Below are 5035 nucleotides of genomic sequence, written 5' to 3'. Positions count from 1 at the left end.
AACATGTTGTAAATAGGCCTGGAAGCTCCCAGCGGATCCTCTTCGTTGTCCTTGTCACATCCGCTAAAGCATATTCCTCCCATCACCAGAATTAAAATTGTTAAGAATTGCGTGCTTTTCTTTCTCATGATACCTCTGTTTATTCCGTAGAAGTATTCATTTTTAACAAAACAGGCAATACCTTACCACATTTTATACGGTGTTTGCTTACCTTATATTCTTAGGAGGCAGGGTACTGATTCCCAAAACAGTTATTGTTCAAGAGCTTTTAACACCTTATCCTTCAGTCCTGACCGGATAAACTCTTCAGGAGAGATTTCCAGTTCAACCATCACCCGGGTACCTGAAGGTTTGTTTGATGAAAATACTTCCGGATAGGTAATCACATCGATAACAGACATATCCAGAGATTTTGCAATATCTGCAAGTGTTTTGTAAGAAAGTGCAATTTTCCCGCTTTCAATTCTGCTGATTGTCGCAACATCCACATCGAGATTTTGGGCAATTGCCGATTGTGAAAGACGCTTTAGATTGCGTATTTGCACAATATTGGCTATTATTTTTTCTTCGTTATAATTCATGCTCAAAAGTACACACTGTAAATCAATAAGTTATATTGTTGTGCGCAAAATAATTGCATATAAAGCAAATTATATTTGCGTAATATGTAAATATCTGTTATATTTGTTGCGCCGATAAAAAAACGGCAAAGTTAGAGAAAGATACCATGCAATAGGTGTGAAAAGTTTGCTTTAAACAAACATTTTGGCACAAAATACTGTGTGTAAGTTGCTCGTATCATTTAATTATTCTTCAATAACCTAATTATATCAGAAATGCTCAAAAACATCAGTCATTTTTTTGTATGGTTGTTTGTCATATGCATGACAGTAGCCATTACCGCTACGGGATGTAGCCAGCAAGGCGGCTACGAAGGGCCCAAAAGTGTGACACCCCCGGATCCTTCCAGGCCGGTGCTCTTTACCGGGTTCTCTCCGAAAGAGGGGGCCGTACGTACACTTCTCTTTTTTGAAGGAAGCAACTTCGGAACGGATATCTCGAGAATTGAAGTAATCATTGGTGGTGTAAACGCTCCCGTAATCGGCTCATCGGGAACGAAAATCTGTGCGATGGTACCCCGGCGCTCCGGCAGGGGCGATGTAGTGGTCCGGATCAAGGGCCAGGACGGAAAAATGATCAAGGAACATACCTTTGAGGAGCTGTTTACACTTCAGGCTGCCCTGCAGGTGAACACGCTGACCGGGAAAGTAGACCCTCAAACCAACTCCTCGAGCATCATCAACGGATCGTTTGAGGAAGCCGAGTTTCAACACCCCTGGTGGTTGGAATTCGACATTGACGAAGAGGGCAACAAAATCATTTATTGTATCGATGAGGAGAATCTGGCAGCCCTGCGAAAGATCAACCTCACTACCAAAGAGGTCTCCACCGTTTTCATGAAAGGCCAGGCGGGCGTGCATCAGGTAAAATCGATGTTGTTCGACACGCCAACGAGAGATACCCTCTTTTTCGTGGATGACAACGGCCGTGGAAATTGGAACGACCGTCATCAGATGCCAAATATATTTTACGCTGTGCGTAACGATGGATTCCGTAAAGTGTATCCCTATTTATACGCTCAGTGCTCCTATTCAGCTGTATCAATGAGTGACGGATCGCTCTTCTACAACACCTGGCAATCGTCAGAGGTGTACAAAGCCCGTCAGGTCTTTGACGAGGCCAGCGGAATGTGGGATGGGAAAGCATTGTTCAGCGTCAGGGCCAACTCTAGTGATCATGTGTTCATGTTCAGGCACCCCGATGATTTGTATGTTTATATGACCGGCTTCAACGGCGTTTACCGTTGTGCTTACGATAAAACAAAAAAAGAACTGGTTTCATCCGTGCTTCATGTGGGGGATATTGGCGGAAGTGGGGGCTATGTTGATGCCCCTGGAAGTTCCGCACGTTTCAGCCGACCGCGACAGGGAGTATTCGTGAAAAACAAAGAGTATGTGGTACAGGGCAAAGAGGATGTGTATGATTTCTATGTGTGTGATCATAATAATAATGCTATCAGAAAAATAACTCCTGAAGGTGAGGTTAGCACATTTGCAGGACGGGGAAGTATGGGCGTCGATGGAAAAGTATGGGGTTGGATCGACGGAGATGCACGCGAAACAGCCCGTTTTCGGGAGCCTACTGGCATCTGTTACGACGAGGATGAGGAGATCTTTTACGTGGCCGACCGTGAAAATAAGCGGATAAGGACCATCTCTGTCGAATAATAACTGCTAGCTGAAGGCTGATACAATGCCGCTAAAAGCAATACAAGTCTCGGCAAAAAGCCGAAAGCTGACTGCTAATGACTGATAGCTCCAGCTTATAGCTTAAATTTAAAACACAAAAAAATGAAGAAATATATACTATCCATTTTATTTACAATGACCTGTGTACTGAGCATATTTGCTCAACGAAAAAATGTGGAAGTCTCTGGCACCATTGTCGATGCAGAAGGCGTCCCATTAATCGGCGCTACCGTTGTAGTAAAAGAAAAACCGGGACTGGGAGTAGCTTCGGATATCGATGGTAACTACAAGATAAAACTCGAATCGTTTCAATACCTTGTCTTCTCATACATCGGTTATGAAACCCAGGAGCACTTGGTAAAGGATGAAAATACGATACTTGACATCACGATGCAGGAATCAAAAGCGACCGCCCTCGATGAGGTAACCATTACCGGGACTGGCCCGCAGAAGAAAGTGACCGTCACGGGCGCCATCACCACCGTAGAAGTGGGGACCCTGCGGACACCCGTGTCGAGTCTCACAAACGCTCTGGCTGGAAACGTAGCGGGAGTGATGGCCATGCAACGTTCAGGTCAACCAGGGTCCAATACTTCCGAATTTTGGATACGAGGCATCTCTACCTTTGGGGGAAGCTCTAGTGCCCTAATCCTTGTAGATGGTTTTGAGCGCAGCATGGATGAACTCAACATCGAGGATATAGAGTCATTCTCGGTGCTGAAGGATGCCTCCGCCACCGCTATTTACGGGTCACGCGGCGCTAACGGGGTTATTCTTATTAACACAAAAAGGGGTGGCGAGGGAAAAGTAGAGGTGAACGCCAAATCGGAATATACCTGGACCACCCGTACCCGCACGCCCAAATTCGTGGATGGTCTCACCTATGCATCCATGGCTAATGAAGCCCGTACCACCCGCAACCAAAAAGCCGTTTATACCGACCAGGAGCTGATGATGATCGGTGAACAGCTCGATCCGGACATCTATCCCAATGTGGACTGGATGGATCTTTTGTTGAAAGACGGTGCTCCGATGTATCGCACCTCTGTGAGTGTGAAAGGTGGAGGAGCAAAGGCAAGGTATTATCTGTCCGGCAGCTTTCTCGACGAAGGAGGCATGTATCATGTGGATAAAACGATGAAAGATTATGATACCAATGCCAATTATCAGCGTTATAATTATCGTCTGAACATGGACATGAACCTAACGGCCTCCACCCTCGTTCAGGTAGGTATCGGCGGATCGTTGGAAAAATCGAATCGTTCCGGGGCAATCAGTACTGACGATATTTGGTATTCGGTATTCGGCTATAACCCCATTACCATGCCGGTGATGTATTCAAACGGATATGTGCCGATCATGCAGGGCGAAGATGCGGAATCGTGGGAGAGGAAATACAATCCCTGGGTGGCCGCTACCCAGACAGGATACTCGGAGATATGGCAAAATACCATCAATTCCAATGTGACGTTAGAGCAGAAGCTGGATTTCATTACCGAAGGGTTAAAGTTTTCCGGACGATTCGGATATGATACCTATAATTACAACTATATTCAGCGCCGGAAAAATCCGGAGATGTGGAGAGCCGAGCGGCAGCGGGACTCAGATGGCAAGATTGTATTTAACCGATTGGTTCCGGAGCGGCTGATGACTCAGGGATCTTCTGCTTCAGGCGACAGGAAGGAGTTCATTGAGGCAGAGATGTCTTACGGGAGAAACTTCAATGACCACAACGTAGGCGGTGTGCTTAAGTACACGCACGATAACTACGTGAACACTTCCGGCATAGGAGATAATATCATGGAGGGTATCGCACGCCGTCATCAAGGATTGGCAGGGAATCTTTCTTACGGATATAAGAACCGCTATCTCTTCAATTTTAATTTTGGTTATAACGGTTCGGAGAACTTTGCCAAAGGGCATCAGTTCGGATTCTTCCCTGCTTTTTCGGCAGCTTGGAACATCGCGGAGGAGCAGTTTGTAAAAGACCGTATCGATTGGTTGGGAATGCTCAAGATCAGATATTCTTACGGTGAAGTGGGAACCGATAACTCCTCATCCCGATTTCCCTACCTGGCCGATTTTGGAAACTACAGCAGAAACACTCCGGCAGGCGATCAGGATGTTTATTACAATTGGGGCGACCTGAACAGTGCCTTTGGGTATCCGGGACTGACATATACCCGGGTATCCTCCAACAACGTAACCTGGGAGATTGCCAAAAAACACGACCTGGGAGTAGACCTTTACTTGTGGGGAGACAAGTTTGGGCTGACGGTCGACTACTTCGACGAAAAGCGGGACGGCATCTATATGGTCCGATCTTATCTGCCCGACATGGTGGGTATTCAGGGCTCCAACCCCTCCGCCAACGTGGGCAGTGTGAAGACCAACGGGTTCGACGGGAATTTTAAGCTGGATCAGAAAGTGGCCAATGTGGTGCTGCAGATCCGCGGCAATTTCACCTACAGCAAGAACGAGATCACCGAAGCCGATGAGATGGTGAACCGTTATCCCTACCTCCGTCGCACCGGCTACCGCGTGGATCAGGCAAAGGGTTTGATCGCCCTGGGCCTGTTCAAGGATTATGAAGATATCCGCAACAGCCCCCGCCAGGACTTCAGTGATCCCAGGGACGTCATGCCCGGCGACATCAAGTATAAGGATATCAATGGAGACGGCATCATCAATAACGATGATATAGTACCTATTGGCTCTACCACACG

Annotated in this window: 3 protein-coding genes; 2 read left to right on the top strand and 1 reads right to left on the bottom strand. The window is 46.8% G+C overall.

The genetic code is table 11. The features are described 5' to 3' along the window. Positions 1 to 251: 251 nt before the first annotated feature. Positions 252 to 581, bottom strand: a complete 330-nt coding sequence (locus tag B3Z75_RS01265; protein ID WP_294066911.1) for a helix-turn-helix domain-containing protein — start codon at positions 579 to 581, stop codon at positions 252 to 254. 255 nt (positions 582 to 836) lie between these two features. Here B3Z75_RS01265 and B3Z75_RS01260 point away from each other — a divergent pair, with 255 nt between their 5' ends. Both B3Z75_RS01260 and B3Z75_RS01255 read left to right on the top strand, forming a co-directional pair. Further along, the gene (locus B3Z75_RS01260) at positions 837 to 2288 is read left to right on the top strand and encodes an IPT/TIG domain-containing protein (protein WP_286845780.1); all 1452 of its coding nucleotides are present in this window, start codon (positions 837 to 839) and stop codon (positions 2286 to 2288) included. A 123-nt stretch (positions 2289 to 2411) separates the two neighbouring features. Further along, on the top strand, positions 2412 to 5035 hold a 2624-nt coding region (locus tag B3Z75_RS01255), incomplete at its 3' end, for a SusC/RagA family TonB-linked outer membrane protein (protein WP_294066904.1).

The organism is Proteiniphilum sp. UBA1028, from assembly GCF_002316955.1.
In the GTDB taxonomy this organism is placed as follows: Bacteria; Bacteroidota; Bacteroidia; order Bacteroidales; family Dysgonomonadaceae; genus Proteiniphilum.
This window is presented reverse-complemented; position numbering and strand designations above follow the sequence as displayed.